This is a genomic window from Nocardia abscessus, from assembly GCF_015477775.1.
GTDB classification, from domain to species: domain Bacteria; phylum Actinomycetota; class Actinomycetes; order Mycobacteriales; family Mycobacteriaceae; genus Nocardia; species Nocardia abscessus_A.
In genome coordinates, this window is the sequence record NZ_JADLQO010000077.1 from 1 (window position 1) to 386 (window position 386).

General features: G+C 64.5%; 1 protein-coding gene. It reads right to left on the reverse strand.

Annotated features, from left to right (window positions below; genetic code table 11):
* Window positions 1-106 precede the first annotated feature (106 nt).
* Window positions 107-386, reverse strand: a 280-nt coding sequence (locus tag IU450_RS39345; RefSeq protein WP_195154790.1) for a pentapeptide repeat-containing protein, incomplete at its 5' end; no start/stop codon positions are given.

Genomic DNA, 386 nt, shown 5'->3' on the forward strand with positions numbered 1-386 from the left:
CGCTTCCAGCACATCGATCACTCCGACTGTAACCCGCTGCGGAGTGCCAACTGCGGTGTTGTAAGACGATCGCTTCATCGACAGTGAACAGCGATGCGGGCGCTGGCTACGGCGGTGTGAAACCGTCTGGCCACTGTGTGGTGAGGTCGTAGGTGATGCGGGTGAGGTCTGTGCGGGTGAGGTTCGCGGCCCTGAGGTCCGCGCCGGTGAGGTCGGCTCCGATGAGTTTCGCGCCGGTGAGGTTCGCAGCGCCGAGGTAGGTCTCGGTGAGGTTCGCGCCGGTGAGGTCGGCATCGGTGAGATTCGCGTGCGGGATGAAGGCGCGGGTGAGGTTCACCGTTGTGAGGTTCGCGCGGGTGAAGTCCGCGTGGGAGAGCATCACGTCG